The sequence below is a fragment of the Pseudomonas sp. yb_9 genome, assembly GCF_043103635.1.
GTDB lineage: Bacteria > Pseudomonadota > Gammaproteobacteria > Pseudomonadales > Pseudomonadaceae > Aquipseudomonas > Aquipseudomonas monteilii.
Map to the genome: position 1 here is coordinate 154,622 of NZ_JBICKA010000047.1, position 15,551 is coordinate 170,172.

The following is a 15,551-nucleotide window of genomic DNA, read 5'->3' on the forward strand; positions in this document are numbered from 1 at the left end:
GCCCTATAGATCTTTGAACAGCCCCTTCTCTCTCAGCTCCCGCATTGCCCCCTCCATCGTCCGCATCCCTTCTGCACCACCCGCCTGCATCACCGAACACAATTGCGCCGTCCGCCCCTCACGCACCAGGTTACGCACCGCTGTCGTCGCCACCAACACTTCCCGCGCCGCCACCCGCCCGCCACCTACGCGCCTGACCAGTACCTGCGCCACCACCAGGCGCAACGACTCGGCCAGCATCGCGCGCACCAACGGCTTTTCTTCGGCGGCAAACACCTCCACCAACCGATCGATGCTGTTTACGGCCGAACGCGTATGCACCGTCGCCAGCACCAGATGCCCGGTCTCTGCCGCGCGCAAAGCCAGGCGAACGGTCTCTAGGTCGCGCAATTCGCCAATCATGATCACATCCGGGTCCTGACGCAGGGCACTGCGTAGCCCCTGGGCGAAGCCGCCGCTGTGGCGACCGATCTCACGCTGATTGACCAAGCTGCGCTGGCTGCTGTGGATAACTTCCACCGGGTCTTCAAGGGTAATGATATGTAGCGCCCGCTCGCGGTTCAGTTGGTCGAGCAACGTCGCCAGGGTGCTGGACTTGCCGCTGCCGGTCGGCCCACCCACCAGGATCAAGCCATCACGGCAGTGCGCAACAGCTTGATACACATCCTCCAGGCCCAGTTCATCCAGCGTGGCGATCCGCCCGGGGATCAGCCGAAAGGTTGCCCCAGGGCCATTCAGCTGGCGAAACACGTTCAGCCGAAAGCGGCCGAGCGCGGGCAACGCCAGCGCCAGGTCCAATTCATCACCCTCGGCCCATTGCCGCCTTTGCTGCTCTGCCAACAAGGGCGCCATGCCCTCGGCCAGGTCAGCCGCCACCAGCGGCGGCAAGTTCATGCGCTGCAATTCACCGTCCAGGCGCAGCATCGGTATCTGGCCCGCCGCGAGGTGCAGGTCCGAAGCCCCCGCCTCCACGGCACGGGCCAACAGGTCGGTCACATCCATGAGACTCCCCAAAGGCCTTCAAGTAGGTAGAATGCCGCAAACCCTACAGCTGCCGGCATCCATCCATGTCCACCCTAGCAGACAACCTTTCCGCGATTTCCGCCCGTATCGCCAGCGCTGCCCAGGCAGCCGGGCGTGATCCGGCCAGCGTCCAGTTGCTGGCTGTGAGCAAGACCAAGCCCGCCAGCGCCATCCGCGAGGTCCATGCTGCCGGCGTGCGTCACTTCGGGGAAAATTACCTACAGGAAGCGCTGACAAAGCAGCAGGCGCTCAGCGACTTGCCCTTGATCTGGCACTTCATCGGCCCCATTCAGTCGAACAAGACCAAAGCCATTGCCGAGCATTTCGACTGGGTGCATTCCGTGGACCGCCTGAAAATCGCCCAACGCCTGTCCGAGCAGCGCCCTGCCGGGCTGGCGCCACTGAACATCTGCCTGCAGGTGAACGTCAGCGGCGAAGACAGCAAGTCCGGCTGCGCCCCCGCCGACCTGCCGGCCCTGGCCAAGGCCGTGGCCGCGCTGCCCAACCTGCGCCTGCGCGGGCTGATGGCAATCCCCGAACCCACTGATGATCGCGCCGCCCAGGAGGCCGCCTTCGCCAGCCTGCGCACGCTGCAAGAAGGCCTGGGCCTTGGCCTGGATACCTTGTCGATGGGCATGAGCCACGACCTGGAAGCGGCGATTGCTCAGAGTGCGACCTGGGTGCGTATCGGTACCGCCCTGTTCGGTGCACGCGACTACGGCAACACCTGATTCCATGCTTCACTCACTCTTTTCCACAAGGACCTGACATGAGCAAGACTCGCATTGCCTTTATCGGCGCCGGCAACATGGCCGCCAGCCTGATCGGTGGTCTGCGTGCCCAGGGCCTGGACGCCTCGCAGATCCGCGCCAGCGACCCGGGCGCCGAGACCCGCAGCCGCGTCCAGGCCGAGCACGGCATCGAAACCTTCGAGAACAACGCCCAGGCCATCGACGGTGCCGACGTCATCGTGCTGGCGGTCAAGCCGCAGGTCATGAAAGCCGTGTGCCAGGCCCTGCAACCCAACCTGCAGGATGGCCAGCTGATCGTGTCCATCGCCGCCGGCATCACCTGCGCCAGCTTGCAAAGCTGGGTGGGCGCTCGCCCGGTCGTGCGTTGCATGCCCAACACCCCGGCGCTGCTGCGTCAGGGCGTGAGCGGCCTGTACGCCACCGCTGAAGTGTCCGGCGAACAGCGCCAGCAGGCCGAACAACTGCTGTCGGCCGTGGGCACTGCACTGTGGCTGGAGCAGGAGCAGCAACTGGATGCCGTGACGGCCGTGTCCGGCAGTGGCCCGGCGTACTTCTTCCTGCTGATCGAAGCCATGACAGCGGCAGGCGAAAAACTCGGCCTGCCACGCGAAACCGCCTCGCAGCTGACCTTGCAGACGGCCCTGGGCGCTGCGCGCATGGCGGTTGCCAGCGATGTCGATGCCGCCGAACTGCGCCGCCGCGTCACCTCGCCCGCCGGCACCACGGAAGCGGCGATCAAGTCGTTCCAGGCCAGCGGTTTCGAAGCCATCGTCGAGCAGGCACTGCAGGCTGCGGCCACGCGCTCTGCCGAGCTGGCCGAACAACTGGGCAAATAAGGAGCTTTAGATGAATGCACTGTCCGGTGCCGCGATCTTCGTGGTGCAAACCTTGGTCAGCCTGTACCTGGTGATCGTCCTGCTGCGCTTCGTGCTGCAGCTGGTCAAGGCCAACTTCTACAACCCGCTTTGCCAGTTCGCGGTGCGGGCCACCCAGCCGCTGCTCAAGCCGATCCGTCGGGTCATCCCCAGTGTCGGTGGGCTCGACACCTCGTCGCTGCTGCTGGCCATCGTTATCCAGGCCCTGCTGATGGGCTTCGTGCTGATGGTCACCTACGGCACGTTCGGCGACATCCTGCACTTGCTGATGTGGGCGATCATCGGCATCACCTCGCTGTTCCTGAAGATTTTCTGGGTGGCGATGATCGTGATGGTGATCGTTTCGTGGGTCGCACCCAACAGCCATAACCCGGCGGCCGAGCTGGCCTACCAGATCAGCGAGCCGGTGCTGGCACCGTTCCGTCGCCTCGTGCCTAACCTGGGTGGCATGGACATTTCGCCGATCTTCGCCTTCCTGGCGATCCAGGTGATCCAGTCGTTCGTCATGCCCCCGCTGGCCGCCTACGCCGGCATGCCACAGGAACTGTGGCGCATGATCTGACCCTGGTTACCCCCAGCGGCAAGCCTTTGCTTGCCGCTGGGGGTAGCGCTCTTTAGACTTACGCCTCCGTCAAGCGTGAGCAGGGTCGATGTCCACTGTCTTTCCCGAAGATTCCGTCGGTCTGGTAGTACCGCAAACCGCCCGGTTCGATGAACCGCTGGCCCTGGCCTGTGGCCGTTCCCTGGCCAGTTACGAGCTGGTCTACGAGACCTATGGCACCCTGAACGCCAGCGCGAGCAACGCCGTGCTGATCTGCCATGCCCTTTCCGGCCACCACCATGCCGCTGGCTACCATGCCGACACCGACCGCAAGCCGGGTTGGTGGGACAGCTGCATTGGCCCTGGCAAGCCCATCGACACCAACCGCTTCTTCGTGGTCAGCCTGAACAACCTCGGCGGCTGCAACGGCAGCACCGGCCCCAGCAGCATCAACCCGGCCACCGGCAAGCCCTACGGCGCCGATTTCCCGGTGCTGACTGTCGAAGACTGGGTGCACAGCCAGGCACGCCTGGCAGACCGCCTGGGCATTGCGCAATGGGCGGCCATCGTCGGCGGCAGCCTGGGTGGCATGCAGGCACTGCAATGGACCATGACCTACCCCGAGCGTGTGCGCCATTGTGTCGACATCGCCTCGGCGCCCAAGCTGTCAGCGCAGAACATTGCCTTCAACGAAGTGGCACGCCAGGCCATCCTTACCGACCCCGAGTTCCACGGCGGCTCGTTCCAGGACCAGGGCGTGATCCCCAAGCGCGGTCTGATGCTGGCGCGCATGGTCGGCCACATCACCTACCTGTCGGACGACTCGATGGGTGAAAAATTCGGCCGTGAGCTCAAGAGCGACAAGCTCAACTACGACTTCCACAGTGTCGAGTTCCAGGTCGAAAGCTACCTGCGCTACCAAGGCGAGGAGTTTTCTGGCCGTTTCGACGCCAATACCTATTTGCTGATGACCAAGGCGCTGGACTATTTCGACCCGGCCGCCGCCCAGGGCGGTGACCTGGCTGCCACGCTGGCCCACGTCAAGGCGGACTACTGCATCATGTCGTTCACGACCGACTGGCGCTTCTCGCCGGCCCGTTCGCGCGAAATCGTCGACGCCCTGATGGCGGCCCGCAAGAACGTGTGTTACCTGGAGATCGACTCGCCTTACGGGCACGATGCCTTCCTGATCCCCACACCTCGCTACATGCAGGGTTTCTCGAACTACATGAACCGCATTGCCATCTGAGGACAGCATGAGAGCCGATCTGGAAATCATCCACGACTGGATCCCCGCCGGCAGCCGGGTACTCGACCTGGGCTGCGGCAGCGGCGAACTGCTGGCCTCGCTGCGTGACCGCAAGCAGGTCACCGGCTATGGCCTGGAGATCGACGCCGACAACATCGCCGCCTGCGTGGCCAAGGGCGTCAACGTCATCGAGCAGGACCTGGACAAAGGCCTGGGCAACTTCGCCAGCAACAGTTTCGACGTAGTGATCATGACCCAGGCCCTGCAGGCCGTGGAGTACCCCGACCGCATCCTCGACGAGATGCTGCGGGTAGGCCGCCAGTGCATCATCACCTTCCCGAACTTCGGCCATTGGCGCTGCCGCTGGTACCTGGCCACCAAGGGACGCATGCCGGTATCGGACTTCATGCCGTACACCTGGTACAACACGCCGAACATCCACTTCTGCACCTTCGCCGACTTCGAAGAGCTGGTGCACGAGCGCAGGGCCAAGGTGCTCGACCGCCTGGCCGTCGATCACTTGCACCGCAACGGGTGGGGTGGCCGGCTTTGGCCTAATCTTCTAGGTGAGATCGGCATCTATCGCGTCAGCAGCCCGGGCCTGCAAGAGCACCAGCTCGCGGTCTGACGCCCACCGGAGGAATCGCCCCATGCGTCGCCTAGCCCTGTTCCTGATCAGCCTGTGCCTGGCCTTGCCGGTACTGGCTGCCGATGCCGCCCGGCCCGAGCGCAAGGAAGTGTTTGGCGACGTGACGGTGCACTACAGCGCGTTCACGTCGAGCATGCTCACGCCCGAGGTGGCCGCAGCCACCGGCCTGGTGCGCAGCAAGAACCAGGGCGTGCTCAACATTGCCGTACTCAAGGCCAACAAACCTGCCACGGCGGTGGTCAGCGGCACGGTCAAGGACCTGACCGGGCGTAGCAGCCCGCTGTCGTTCAAACAGATTACCGAACAGGGCGCGGTGTACTACATCGCCCAGTTCAAGATCGAACAGCCAGAAACCGTGACCTTCGACCTGAATATCGAAACCGGCGGTATCAGCAATTCCCTTAGCTTCAACCAGGACGTGTTCCCAGGCGAATGATGAATTTCCAGCAACTCGTATTGGCCAGCCACAACGCCGGCAAACTCAAGGAACTGCAGGCCATGCTCGGCCAGTCCGTGCAACTGCGTTCGATTGGCGAATTCAGCCAGGTAGAGCCAGAAGAAACCGGCCTGTCGTTCGTTGAAAACGCCATTCTCAAGGCGCGTAACGCCGCACGTATCTCCGGCCTGCCGGCCTTGGCTGACGATTCCGGCCTGGCGGTGGACTACCTTGGTGGTGCGCCGGGTATCTACTCAGCGCGCTACGCCGACGGCAGGGGTGACGCGGCCAACAATGCCAAGCTGCTCGAAGCCTTGAAGGACGTGCCCGAAGCCGAGCGCGGTGCGCAGTTTGTCTGCGTACTGGCGCTGGTGCGCCACGCCGACGACCCGCTGCCGATCCTGTGCGAAGGCCTGTGGCACGGCAGCATCCTGTTCGAGGCCAGCGGCGAGCATGGCTTTGGGTATGACCCGCTGTTCTGGGTGCCGGAGCGCAACTGCTCCAGCGCCGACCTGGCCCCTGTGGACAAAAACCAGCTCAGCCACCGCGCCCGTGCCATGGCCCTGCTGCGCCAACGTCTGGGCCTGGCATGATCGCAACGCTGTCCACCACCGGCGCGGCGGGTTTCACCAGCCTGCCGCCGCTGGCGCTGTACATCCACATTCCGTGGTGCGTACGCAAGTGCCCTTACTGCGACTTCAATTCTCACGCTGCCGGGCCTGAACTGCCGGAAGACGCCTACGTCACAGCGCTGCTGGACGACCTCGATCAGGAGCTGGCCGCCGTACAGGGCCGCCCGATCAGTTCGATCTTCTTCGGGGGCGGTACGCCCAGCCTGTTCAGTGCCAACGCCCTGGGCCGGCTGCTGCGCGGCGTAGAGCAACGCATCCCGTTCGCACCCGACATCGAAATCACCCTGGAAGCCAACCCGGGCACCTTCGAGCAGGACAAGTTCAAGGCCTACCGGCAAACCGGTATCAACCGCCTGTCCATCGGCGTGCAAAGTTTCCAGCCCGCCAAGCTGGAGGCGCTGGGGCGTATCCACAATGGCGATGAAGCGGTCCGAGCTGCCGGCATGGCGCGTGCGGCCGGCTTCGACAACTTCAACATGGACTTGATGCACGGCCTGCCCGACCAATCGCTGGAGGATGCGCTGGGCGACCTGCGCCAGGCCATCGACCTGGGCCCTACACACCTGTCGTGGTACCAGCTGACCGTGGAACCGAACACGGTGTTCTGGAACCAGCCGCCTGAGCTGCCCGAGGACGACATCCTTTGGGATATTCAGGAAGCCGGCCAGGCACTGATGGCCGAGCACGGTTTCCGCCAGTACGAGGTATCGGCCTACGCCCAGGCGGGCCGCGCTGCCCGGCACAACCTGAACTACTGGCGCTTCGGCGACTTCATCGGTATCGGAGCCGGCGCCCACGGCAAGCTGACCTTCGCCGACGGGCGTATCCTGCGTACCTGGAAGACCCGCCTGCCCAAGGATTACCTGAACCTGGCCAAGCCTTTCAAGGCCGGCGAGAAGCTGCTGCCGGTGGACGAGCTGCCATTCGAGTTCCTGATGAACGCCCTGCGCCTGACCGACGGAGTGGAAGCCGAGCTGTTCACCCAGCGCACCGGTTTGCCACTGGAGCAACTGCGCGAGGCACGCCGCGCCGCCGAACAAAAGGGCCTTTTGCAGGTCGAACCGGATCGACTGATGGCCACGCCGAGGGGCCAGTTGTTCCTCAATGACCTGCTGCAGTATTTCTTGACCTAAGGATGACCCATGGATCTGGTACTTGATCTGCTCGCGACGGTTTCCCGCTGGAGCCGCGGCAACCTGTCGGAGATTTCACTGGCCTTGGTAGGCTGCCTGCTGGTGCTGTTTGGTAGCGATGTCAAAGCCTGGGCCGAGCAGCGGCTAGGTGGCTTGGCTGGCGCCCTGCGCGTGCCGTTCATGGCGCTAATGGTGATGATCGGCAGCGGTGCGGCGCTGATCTATGCCACGCCGTGGGTGGTGAAGGGGCTAAGCCAGTTCAACAACTACGCGCTGGCGCCGGTGTTGTTGGTGGTGCTGGTGTTGATTGGTGTGGTGGCTGATCGCAGGGGTTAAGCATTGCTAAAAGCTGCCCCGGAGTACCAGGGCAGCCCTACCACCTGACTAGCCCTTAACGGGCATCATCGAAGTGGTCACGCATGAAGTCCCGAGCGGTCTTGAGCACTATCAAGATCCGGACAAGCTTCCAGACGCGGCTCAGCGCATCAAGCAAACGCTTCATATGCCTTGGCCTCCGTGTTGGCGGGCCAGTCTTCCAGCATCTAACCGGTACTTCGATGCCTTTCGAAAACCGTGTAAGTCTTCAGTGAAGTGGCCAGGTCAATGGCCCTTCGAAAAGCATCACCGGCACGGTTCTCAAGCCGCGTCGAAGGGGCCGGAAAGCAGAATTCTTCTCCTACCCGGCCCATCACTGAATATCCTTAAACGGGAGCAGCGCGATAGTACTCGCATTCTCCGATCAAGACTGTTAACCACTCCGACACTCATGATGCTAAAGATTTCTGGGCATTGACGCGGCATCCAGGCCTGCCTAAGATCCTTGGACCGTGTGAGTTTTCAGTGAAGTCCTGAGCGACGGATACTCAGTCCTACCGCTCACAAAAAAACCGCTCTTCTCAGAGCGGTTTTTTTCGCCTGCATTTCTGCAAGCACCAGCAATTGAACGGCCGTATCAGCCGCTCAATCCACCTTCTCGAACTTCAAGTCCCACACCCCATGCCCTAGTCGCTCGCCGCGCCGTTCGAACTTGGTGATCGGGCGCTCTTCCGGGCGTGGCACATAGGTGCCATCGGCCGCACGGTTGCGATAGCCAGGCGCAGCACTCATCACTTCCAGCATGTACTCGGCATACGGCTCCCAGTCGGTCGCCATATGGAACACGCCACCAGGCTTGAGCTTGCGACGTACCAGCTCGGCAAACTCCAGCTGCACGATGCGGCGCTTGTGGTGGCGCGCCTTGTGCCACGGGTCGGGGAAGAACAGCATCAAGCGGTCGAGGCTGTTGTCCGCCACGCAGCGGTTCAGCACTTCAATGGCATCGCAGTCGTATACCCGCAGGTTCTTCAGGCCCTGGGTCAGCACGCCGTTGAGCAGCGCGCCCACACCCGGGCGGTGCACTTCCACGCCGATAAAGTCCTGCTCAGGCGCGGCAGCAGCCATTTCCAGCAGGGAGTGGCCCATGCCGAAGCCGATCTCCAGGGTGCGCGGCGCCGAGCGGCCAAACACCTGGTCGTAGTCCACCGGGCTGTCGGCCAGCGGCAGGATGTACAGTGGGCCGCCCTGGTCCAGGCCGCGTTGCTGGCCTTCGGTCATGCGCCCGGCGCGCATCACGAAGCTCTTGATGCGGCGGTGTGGGCGGGCGTCGCCGTCGGGGGTGATCGGCGTATCGTGCGATTCAGTCATCAGGGGCTCTTACTTGATCAGACCATCCAGCGGCGAAGAGGCGCTGGCATAGAGTTTCTTCGGCATACGGCCGGCCAGATAGGCCAGGCGACCGGCAACGATGGCGTGCTTCATGGCTTCTGCCATCAGCACCGGCTGCTGGGCGTGGGCGATGGCCGAGTTCATCAGCACCGCTTCACAGCCCATTTCCATGGCGATGGTGGCGTCGGATGCGGTACCCACGCCAGCATCGACCAGTACTGGCACCTTGGACTCTTCCAGGATGATCTGCAGGTTGTAGGGGTTGCAGATACCCAGGCCGGTACCAATCAGACCAGCCAGCGGCATCACCGCGATGCAGCCGGCTTCGGCCAGTTGGCGAGCAATGATCGGGTCATCGCTGGTGTACACCATCACGTCGAAACCTTCCTTGACCAGCACTTCGGCGGCCTTGAGGGTTTCGATCACGTTGGGGAACAGGGTTTTCTGGTCGGCCAGCACTTCCAGCTTTACCAGCGTGCGGGATTCGTGCGATTTGCGGCCATCGAGCAGCTCGCGGGCCAGACGGCAAGTGCGTACCGCTTCCACCGCGTCAAAGCAGCCGGCAGTGTTTGGCAGGATGGTGTACTTGTCGGGCGACAGCACGTCGAGCAGGTTCGGCTCGCCCGCATTCTGGCCAAGGTTGGTGCGGCGCACGGCGACGGTGACGATTTCGGAGCCCGATGCCTCGGTGGCCAGGCGGGTTTCTTCCATGTCACGGTACTTGCCGGTGCCCACCAGCAGGCGCGACTGGAAAGTACGCCCGGCCAGGGTGAAGGGCTTGTCGCTACGAACGTTGCTCATCGTTGTTCCTCGGGAAAGGTTGCAGGGCTAGCTTGTGAACCGCAGGGCTGCTGTCAGCCGCCACCAATGGCGTGGACCACTTCGACCTGGTCGCCATCGTTCAGCAGTGTGCTGTCGTGCTGGCTGCGCGGCACGATGTCCAGGTTCAGTTCCACTGCGACACGGCGCCCGGCAAGCTCCAGGCGCGTCAGCAGGGCTGCAACGCTCTCGCCAGCAGGCAGTTCGTAAGGTTCACCGTTCAGTTGAATGCGCATGCGCACGGCCACCATTGTTCTTTGGGGCCCGCATTCTAGCGCCGAACCGCCCTGCAACCCAAGGGCGGTGCGCGCCATTAGTCGCGATTGTGGACCACTCGGTCAGCCCAGCCGCCAGGCTGCCAGGCCCAGGCACAACCAGCCGGCCAGGAAGCACAGGCCGCCAATCGGGGTGATGATGCCCAGCTTGCCCAGGCCGCTGAGAGTCAGCAGGTACAGGCTGCCGGAGAACAGCACGATCCCCAGGGCAAACAGGCCGCCAGCCCAGCCCACCAGGCGCCCGGGCAGGTGTGCCGAGAGCACGGCAACGCCGAAGATCGCCAGGGCATGCACCAACTGGTAGGTCACGCCGGTATGAAAAATAGCCAGGTAGTCCGCCGTCAGTCGGTTCTTCAGGCCGTGGGCAGCGAAGGCACCCAGGGCGACCCCGGTAAAGCCGAAAAAGGCGGCAAGCATCAGGAAGCTGCGAAGCATGGGACGACTCCTTGGATCGGGTCTGTATAATGGCCCCTTCCACCCGTACGGCCAAGCCATCGCCATGCTTCCAACTCTTCTGCGCCGCCTTTCCCGTGCCCTGCTCTGGTTCGCAGCCGGCAGCATCGTGCTGGTGCTGGTGTTCCGCTGGGTGCCACCGCCCGGTACGGCACTGATGGTCGAGCGCAAGGTGCAATCGTGGGTCAGTGGCGAGCCGATCGACCTGCAACGCGACTGGGAACCGTGGGAGAACATCTCCGATGAGCTGAAGGTTGCCGTCATTGCGGGCGAGGACCAGAAGTTCGCCAGCCACTGGGGCTTCGACATCCCGGCCATCCAGGCGGCGCTGGCCTACAACGAGCGCGGCGGCAGTGTTCGCGGTGCCAGCACCCTGACCCAGCAAGTGGCCAAGAACCTGTTCCTGTGGTCCGGCCGTAGTTGGTTCCGCAAAGGCCTGGAGGCGTGGTTCACGGCCTTGATCGAACTGTTCTGGTCGAAGGAGCGAATTCTCGAGGTCTACTTGAACAGCGCCGAATGGGGCAAGGGCGTGTTCGGCGCCCAAGCGGCGGCGCGCTTTCACTTTGGCGTGGATGCCAGCCGGCTTAGCCGCCAGCAGGCGGCGCAACTGGCGGCGGTGCTGCCGAGTCCGATCAAGTGGAGTGCCAGCCGGCCAAGTGCCTATGTGGCGAGCCGGGCCGGGTGGATTCGTCGACAGATGAGTCAGTTGGGTGGGCCTGGCTACCTGATGCAGCTCGACACTTCGCGCAGGCTTTGAGTCTTTTGGGGCTGCTGCGCGGCCCCAATATTTCACAGGCAAAAAAAAGCCGCTGACCCTATCCAGGCCAGCGGCTTTGTTTGCAGCCAGGTTTGATCAAACCGCAATCAACGCCTTGACCTTGTTCATCGCATTCTTCTCCAGCTGACGAATCCGCTCAGCCGAAACGCTGTACTTGTCTGCCAGCTCATGCAGCGTGGCCTTCTCTTCCGCCAACCAGCGCTGGTAGAGAATATCGCGGCTACGCTCGTCCAGCCCTTGCAGCGCTTCGTGCAGGTTGCTGGTCGAATTGTCGCTCCAGTCAGCATCCTCCAGTTGCACCGCCGGGTCGTACCGGTGGTCTTCCAGGTAATGTGCAGGCGACTGGAAGGCGCTGTCGTCATCCGCCTCGGCTGCCGGGTCGAACGCCATATCCTGGCCACTCAAGCGGCTTTCCATCTCACGCACTTCACGCGGCTCTACGCCAAGGCTTTCTGCCACGCGATGCACTTCGTCGTTGTTCAGCCAGGCCAGACGCTTCTTCTGGCTGCGCAGGTTGAAAAACAGTTTGCGCTGGGCCTTGGTGGTCGCCACCTTGACGATACGCCAGTTGCGCAGGATGAATTCGTGGATTTCTGCCTTGATCCAGTGCACGGCGAACGACACCAGGCGCACACCCATTTCCGGGTTGAAGCGCTTGACGGCTTTCATCAGGCCGACGTTGCCTTCCTGGATCAGGTCGGCTTGGGCCAGCCCGTAACCCGCATAGCTACGGGCAATGTGTACGACGAAACGCAGGTGGGCCATCACCATTTGACGAGCGGCCTCGACATCCTGCTCATAATAGAGACGCTCGCCCAGATCACGCTCCTGCTCGACCGTCAGCAGCGGGATGCTGTTGACCGTGTGCACATAGGCTTCCAGGTTTGCACCGGGCACCAGGGCATAGGCAGGTTGCAACGATGTGGTCATTCAAGAACCTCCGACTTACTAAACTCGCGCCTTGTGGGCGCTGCCAACATTGACCTGGAACGACGGTACAAGTTCCACAGTGAAGAAAATGTCAATGCCGGCACGTAAAAACTATCGCGGCGCCAACTCGTTCAGGTGACGAGCGACTGCGATCCATGCACCGATATACCCCAACAACACTGCTCCGATCAAGAGCGACAGACCATCGGACGCCGGCACCCCCCCCAGGGCGAAATCACTGCCATACAGCCCGGAAAGCCCTACAACCGCCTCGTTCAGCCAGTTCAGGCCAAACGCCAGGATGCCCCACGCCAACAGGCCTGCACCCAGGCCATACAGGGCACCCATGTACAGGAAAGGCCGGCGTACGTAGGCGTCGGTGCCGCCGACCAGCTTGATCACTTCGATCTCGATCCGGCGGTTTTCAATGTGTAGACGAATTGTGTTACCGATTACTAACAGCAGGGCAGAAATCAGCATCACGGCCAAGCCGAAGACGAAGCGGTCACCCAGCTTGAGGATGGCCGCCAGGCGCTCGACCCACACCAGGTCCAGTTGCGCCACTTCAACCCGTGGCAGCTCCGACAGACGCTGACGCAACGCGTCCAGGGCCGGCTTGTCGACCTCGGTCGGGGTCACGACCACCACGCCAGGCAACGGGTTGTCGGGCAGTTCACGCAGGGCCTCGCCCAGGCCGGACTGCTGCTGGAACTCCTCCAGCGCCTGCTCACGGCTGACATATTGCGCGTCCGCCACACCGGGCATGCCCTTGATCTCATCCCGCAGCGCCTCACCATCACGGCTGCCGGCATCCAGCTTGAGGAACAGCGAAATTTGCGCGGCGCGCTGCCACGAGCCGCCAAGCTGCTCGATGTTCTTCAGCAGCAACGACAGGCCCATGGGCATGCTCAGCGCCACCGCCATCACCAGGCAGGTGAAAAAGCTGCCGATCGGCTGCTTGCCCAAGCGGCGCAAGCTGTCGGCCATGCTGGCACGGTGGCTTTCCAGCCAGGCATGCAGCAGCGTGCGGAAATCCGGGCCATCATCGTCTTCGCCGCGCTTTTTCTTCGCCGGTTGCGGGTCAGCGGGCTTTGGTGCAACCCGCTCGGAAACCTTCGGCGTACGTGTAGTGCTCATTGCCCGGCCTCCCCATCGCCGATCAAGCGGCCGCGCTGCAAGGTCAGCATGCGGTGACGCATGCGCGCAATCAGTGCCAGGTCGTGGCTGGCGATCAAGACCGTGGTACCCAGGCGGTTGATGTCCTCGAACACGCCCATGATCTCTGCGGCCAGGCGCGGGTCGAGGTTACCGGTGGGTTCGTCGGCCAGCAGCAGGGCCGGCTGGTGGACGATGGCGCGGGCAATGCCTACCCGCTGCTGCTGCCCGGTGGACAGGTCAGCCGGGAACAGTTCGCCCTTGTCCGACAGCGATACACGCTCCAGGGCCGAATCCACGCGCTTGGCGATCTCGGCCTTGGACAGGCCGAGAATCTGCAAGGGCAAGGCGATGTTGTTGAACACCGTGCGGTCGAACAACAGCTGGTGGTTCTGAAACACCACGCCGATCTGCCGGCGCAGGAACGGGATCTGCGCATTGCTGATCTGGCCCAGGTCCTGCCCGGCCAGCATGAGCTTGCCACTGGTCGGGCGCTCCATGGCCAGCAACAGGCGCAGCAAGGTGCTCTTGCCGGCACCCGAGTGCCCGGTGACGAACAGGAATTCGCCCCGGCGCGCCCGGAAACTCAGCTCATGCAAACCCACATGACCGTTGGGATAGCGCTTGGCAACCTGTTCGAATCGGATCATGGTCAGTCTCGCTCGGCGAACAGAGCCTTGACGAACGGCTCGGCTTCGAAGGTACGCAGGTCGTCGATGCCTTCACCCACACCGATGAAGCGGATCGGAATGTTGAACTGCTTGGCCAGGGCAAAGATCACCCCGCCCTTGGCAGTGCCGTCCAGCTTGGTCAGGGCCAGGCCGGTCAGTTCGACGCTCTGGTTGAAGTACTTGGCCTGGCTGATGGCGTTCTGGCCAGTACCGGCGTCGAGCACCAGCAGCACCTCATGCGGCGCATCGGCGTCGAGCTTGCCGATAACCCGGCGGACCTTCTTCAGCTCTTCCATCAAGTTGTCTTTGGTGTGCAGGCGGCCGGCGGTGTCAGCGATCAGCACGTCGGCGCCACGGGCCTTGGCGGCTTGAACGGCGTCGAAGATCACCGACGCGGAGTCGGCACCGGTATGCTGGGCGATTACCGGAATCTGGTTACGCTCGCCCCACACTTGCAACTGCTCGACCGCTGCCGCACGGAAAGTATCGCCAGCGGCCAGCATCACTTTTTTGCCTTCCATCTGCAGCTTCTTGGCCAGCTTGCCGATGGTGGTGGTCTTGCCGGCGCCGTTCACGCCAACCACGAGGATGACGTAAGGCTTGTTTTGCGCCTGTACTTTAAGCGGCTGCTCGACCGGGCGCAGCAGTGCGGCCAGCTCTTCCTGCAGCGACTTGTACAGGGCATCGGCGTCGGCCAACTGCTTGCGCGCGACCTTCTGGGTCAGGTTCTGGACGATGGCCGAGGTGGCTTCCACGCCGACGTCAGCCGTCAGCAAACGGGTCTCGATCTCGTCGAGCAGGTCGTCGTCGATGACTTTCTTGCCCAGGAACAGGCTGGCCATGCCCTCGCCGATGCTGGCGCTGGTCTTCGACAGGCCCTGCTTCAGGCGGGCAAAGAAGCCGGGTTTGGCTTGTTCGACAACGGCTGGGGCAGCGACAGGGGCCGGCCCTGGCTCGACAGGCGCTGCTACCGGGCGCTCGGGGATCGCCGGCGGGGCCTTTGGCTCCAGGTCGGGAACCAGAGCAACGGGCTCTTCGGCAACGGGCAGGACCAGGTTGCTGACAGGGGGCTCGACGGCATGAATGACTGGGGCTGCTGCGGGTGCAGAGGTTTCAACCTGCGGGGCGACAGGCGCTGCATTCGCGGGCACGCCCGCGCCCACAGGGGCCGGGGTTGGCTCGAATACCGGCGTCGCCACTGGCGCCGTTGCAGGCTCAGAGGCCAAGGCTGGCTCGGCAGCCCGAGGGGCCTCAGCTACAGCTGCGGGGGCTGCTGCAACCACCGGCTCGACCGGAGCGGCTTCAGGGCGCTCGACGGCGGGCTGCGGCGCTACGGGTTCTGCAGCCTGGGGTTCGGGGGCTTGTGGCTGTTCGGCGACAGGTTGCTGCGGCTTCTTTCGAAACCAGCTGAACAGGCCTTTCTTTCCGCCAGCCTCGGCCGGCGCTTTTTTGTCGTCGTTGGAACCAAACATGGAG

General features: G+C 63.3%; 19 protein-coding genes. 10 read left to right on the plus strand and 9 right to left on the minus strand.

All coding sequences use genetic code 11. The features are described from left to right. Positions 1 to 3 precede the first annotated feature (3 nt). Positions 4 to 1,002, minus strand: a complete 999-nt coding sequence (locus ACF8MI_RS13615) for a type IV pilus twitching motility protein PilT (protein ID WP_104833796.1) — start codon at positions 1,000 to 1,002, stop codon at positions 4 to 6. A 65-nt stretch (positions 1,003 to 1,067) separates the two neighbouring features. On the opposite strand from ACF8MI_RS13615, the gene ACF8MI_RS13620 reads away from it, so the two are divergent. The 9 genes from ACF8MI_RS13620 to ACF8MI_RS13660 all read left to right on the plus strand — a co-directional run bounded on the left by ACF8MI_RS13620 (position 1,068) and on the right by ACF8MI_RS13660 (position 7,626). Continuing rightward, the gene (locus tag ACF8MI_RS13620) at positions 1,068 to 1,754 is read left to right on the plus strand and encodes a YggS family pyridoxal phosphate-dependent enzyme (protein ID WP_060498061.1); all 687 of its coding nucleotides are present in this window, start codon (positions 1,068 to 1,070) and stop codon (positions 1,752 to 1,754) included. Between the two features lie 38 nt (positions 1,755 to 1,792). Beyond that, positions 1,793 to 2,611 carry a pyrroline-5-carboxylate reductase gene (gene proC / locus ACF8MI_RS13625; protein ID WP_060498062.1) on the plus strand — a complete coding sequence of 273 codons (819 nt, stop codon included), beginning with the start codon at positions 1,793 to 1,795 and terminating at the stop codon, positions 2,609 to 2,611. 10 nt (positions 2,612 to 2,621) lie between these two features. Next, entirely contained in the window at positions 2,622 to 3,212 is a 591-nt protein-coding gene (locus ACF8MI_RS13630) for a YggT family protein (protein WP_012274648.1), read from the plus strand. Positions 3,213 to 3,300: 88 nt separating this feature from the next. Continuing rightward, positions 3,301 to 4,440 carry a homoserine O-acetyltransferase gene (locus ACF8MI_RS13635; RefSeq protein WP_028698440.1) on the plus strand — a complete coding sequence of 380 codons (1,140 nt, stop codon included), beginning with the start codon at positions 3,301 to 3,303 and terminating at the stop codon, positions 4,438 to 4,440. Positions 4,441 to 4,447: 7 nt separating this feature from the next. Beyond that, entirely contained in the window at positions 4,448 to 5,068 is a 621-nt protein-coding gene (gene metW / locus ACF8MI_RS13640) for a methionine biosynthesis protein MetW (RefSeq protein ID WP_003249106.1), read from the plus strand. 22 nt (positions 5,069 to 5,090) lie between these two features. Beyond that, positions 5,091 to 5,525 carry a DUF4426 domain-containing protein gene (locus tag ACF8MI_RS13645; RefSeq protein ID WP_060498063.1) on the plus strand — a complete coding sequence of 145 codons (435 nt, stop codon included), beginning with the start codon at positions 5,091 to 5,093 and terminating at the stop codon, positions 5,523 to 5,525. After that, complete coding sequence (rdgB, locus tag ACF8MI_RS13650) at positions 5,522 to 6,118, plus strand: RdgB/HAM1 family non-canonical purine NTP pyrophosphatase (RefSeq protein WP_200928874.1); 597 nt, start codon at positions 5,522 to 5,524, stop codon at positions 6,116 to 6,118. The genes ACF8MI_RS13645 and rdgB overlap by 4 nt, the downstream gene beginning before the upstream one ends. Next, on the plus strand, positions 6,115 to 7,290 hold the full coding sequence (gene hemW, locus ACF8MI_RS13655) for a radical SAM family heme chaperone HemW (protein ID WP_104833794.1): 1,176 nt from the start codon (positions 6,115 to 6,117) through the stop codon (positions 7,288 to 7,290). The genes rdgB and hemW overlap by 4 nt, the downstream gene beginning before the upstream one ends. Before the next feature lie 9 nt (positions 7,291 to 7,299). Beyond that, positions 7,300 to 7,626, plus strand: a complete 327-nt coding sequence (locus ACF8MI_RS13660; RefSeq protein WP_016712515.1) for a DUF3392 domain-containing protein — start codon at positions 7,300 to 7,302, stop codon at positions 7,624 to 7,626. A 624-nt stretch (positions 7,627 to 8,250) separates the two neighbouring features. On the opposite strand, the gene trmB is transcribed toward ACF8MI_RS13660, so the two are convergent. From trmB to ACF8MI_RS13680, 4 genes are all read right to left on the minus strand, one after another. Beyond that, positions 8,251 to 8,973 carry a tRNA (guanosine(46)-N7)-methyltransferase TrmB gene (gene trmB / locus ACF8MI_RS13665; RefSeq protein ID WP_019097204.1) on the minus strand — a complete coding sequence of 241 codons (723 nt, stop codon included), beginning with the start codon at positions 8,971 to 8,973 and terminating at the stop codon, positions 8,251 to 8,253. 9 nt (positions 8,974 to 8,982) lie between these two features. Then, positions 8,983 to 9,795, minus strand: a complete 813-nt coding sequence (locus ACF8MI_RS13670) for a thiazole synthase (protein ID WP_060498066.1) — start codon at positions 9,793 to 9,795, stop codon at positions 8,983 to 8,985. A gap of 53 nt (positions 9,796 to 9,848) precedes the next feature. Beyond that, positions 9,849 to 10,049, minus strand: coding sequence for a sulfur carrier protein ThiS (thiS, locus tag ACF8MI_RS13675; protein ID WP_012274654.1), 201 nt, complete (start codon positions 10,047 to 10,049; stop codon positions 9,849 to 9,851). A gap of 102 nt (positions 10,050 to 10,151) precedes the next feature. After that, positions 10,152 to 10,523 carry a DUF423 domain-containing protein gene (locus tag ACF8MI_RS13680; protein ID WP_060498067.1) on the minus strand — a complete coding sequence of 124 codons (372 nt, stop codon included), beginning with the start codon at positions 10,521 to 10,523 and terminating at the stop codon, positions 10,152 to 10,154. A 64-nt stretch (positions 10,524 to 10,587) separates the two neighbouring features. On the opposite strand from ACF8MI_RS13680, the gene mtgA reads away from it, so the two are divergent. Then, entirely contained in the window at positions 10,588 to 11,298 is a 711-nt protein-coding gene (gene mtgA / locus ACF8MI_RS13685) for a monofunctional biosynthetic peptidoglycan transglycosylase (protein ID WP_104833793.1), read from the plus strand. 96 nt (positions 11,299 to 11,394) lie between these two features. Here the strand turns inward: mtgA and rpoH are convergent, their stop codons facing one another. From rpoH to ftsY, 4 genes are all read right to left on the minus strand, one after another. Beyond that, positions 11,395 to 12,249: an RNA polymerase sigma factor RpoH gene (gene rpoH / locus ACF8MI_RS13690; protein WP_015272155.1), complete on the minus strand. Its 855-nt coding sequence runs from the start codon at positions 12,247 to 12,249 to the stop codon at positions 11,395 to 11,397. Positions 12,250 to 12,360: 111 nt separating this feature from the next. After that, positions 12,361 to 13,386, minus strand: a complete 1,026-nt coding sequence (ftsX, locus tag ACF8MI_RS13695) for a permease-like cell division protein FtsX (RefSeq protein WP_200928876.1) — start codon at positions 13,384 to 13,386, stop codon at positions 12,361 to 12,363. Further along, positions 13,383 to 14,054 (minus strand): cell division ATP-binding protein FtsE, encoded by a 672-nt coding sequence (gene ftsE, locus ACF8MI_RS13700; protein WP_012274659.1) that lies wholly within the window; start codon positions 14,052 to 14,054, stop codon positions 13,383 to 13,385. Before ftsE ends, ftsX begins: the two co-directional genes overlap by 4 nt. A gap of 2 nt (positions 14,055 to 14,056) precedes the next feature. Then, the gene (gene ftsY / locus ACF8MI_RS13705; RefSeq protein ID WP_200928877.1) at positions 14,057 to 15,547 is read right to left on the minus strand and encodes a signal recognition particle-docking protein FtsY; all 1,491 of its coding nucleotides are present in this window, start codon (positions 15,545 to 15,547) and stop codon (positions 14,057 to 14,059) included. Positions 15,548 to 15,551: the final 4 nt, after the last annotated feature.